The following is a 1,351-nucleotide window of genomic DNA, read 5'->3' as shown; positions in this document are numbered from 1 at the left end:
GCGGATGGGGTGGATAGCTCCTGCTCCACCCGGCGTCGCAATGCGCCATACTGCAGTTGTCTATCACTGCTAGGAAAGGAGCTACCCAATGCAAGTTACAACAGTCGGTATTGATCTGGCCAAACATGTTTTTCAGGTCCACGGAATTGCGAAGGATGGGGAGGTTGTTTTCAATCGAGCTATCCGTCGCGCACAACTCATGCAGTTCTTCAGCAAATTGGAGCCCTGTTTGATCGGCATGGAGGCATGCGGATCCAGCCACTATTGGGCGCGAGAACTCACCAAGCTTGGGCACGATGTTCGGTTGATCCCGGCCAATTATGTGAAGCCCTATGTCAAACGCGGCAAATCTGACGCCAATGATGCCGAAGCTATCTGTGAAGCGGTGACACGCCCGACGATGCGGTTTGTTGCGCCCAAGTCCGAGGAACAGCAAGCCGTCTTGTTCTTGCATCGTGCGCGCGATTTGATTGTCAGGCAGCGAACGCAACTGAGCAATATGCTTCGCAGCTTGCTCGCCGAGTTTGGTGTCATCATTCAACAAGGAACTGGAGCGGCGGTCAAATACGCGAAAGGTGTTCTCGAGGGAGAGAAGCCCGCCCTACCGCAGATTGCAGTAGATGTTCTGAGACAACTCAGCCACCAACTTGTTGCGATGCATCTCCGGTTCCGTTGGTACGAGATGCGCATGCGGCTTCATTCGAAACTGGACAAGCGCGTGATGTTGTTGCGCACGATACCAGGCATTGGGCCTGTCACCGCTTCAGCTATTGTTGCCACAGTCGGCGACGCGAAGCAGTTCAAGAATGGTCGACAATTTGCGGCATGGTTAGGTTTGACACCCTTGAACTTATCCAGTGGCGGAAAGGAAAGATTAGGGCGGATCACGAAAATGGGTGACCGTTACATTCGGCACCTTTTGGTGACCGGCATGACAGCGCGGTTGCGACAGATGAAAGTAACCCCTGACCGCGTCGATCCATGGGCCATCGGCCTTCTTGAGCGCAAGCCAGCTCGACTGGCGACCGTCGCAATGGCGAACAAGACCGCACGAATAGTCTGGGCGGTACTGACGAAGAACGAATACTATCGGCCTCGCACAGCCTAATAAAAGGAACACCCGAGACAGCAAGACCTTTGAAATGATGGCGCACAGTCAGCCCGCCAACCAAGACACCCCGTCGAATGTCCAGGACACATTGTTGTTCGATAAGCCGTTTGGGACTTGGTCTGCGGAAACCATCAGGGCCAGCGGCTACGAGCGCCGCGCAAACAGGCCGGACACACGTCTGCTTCTGACCAGTGCGAAATTACTTCAAATATGTCTTGCTATGCAGGAGCTATCCACACA

At 54.3% G+C, this 1,351-nt stretch carries 1 protein-coding gene; it reads left to right on the top strand.

The features are described 5' to 3' along the window. Window positions 1-88: 88 nt before the first annotated feature. Window positions 89-1,108, top strand: coding sequence for an IS110 family RNA-guided transposase (locus CHB75_RS21180; RefSeq protein ID WP_089274142.1), 1,020 nt, complete (start codon window positions 89-91; stop codon window positions 1,106-1,108). Window positions 1,109-1,351 lie beyond the last annotated feature (243 nt).

Origin of the sequence: Puniceibacterium sediminis (assembly GCF_900188035.1) — a bacterium.
GTDB classification, from domain to species: Bacteria; Pseudomonadota; Alphaproteobacteria; order Rhodobacterales; family Rhodobacteraceae; genus Puniceibacterium; species Puniceibacterium sediminis.
Note: the sequence above shows the minus strand (reverse complement) of the source record. Positions and strands in the feature narration are given on the sequence as shown.

What these genes read in the sequence shown, in the direction of transcription:
- CHB75_RS21180 (WP_089274142.1), top strand. Translation starts at nt 89, where the DNA reads ATGCAAGTTACAACAGTCGGTATTGATCTGGCCAAACATGTTTTTCAG.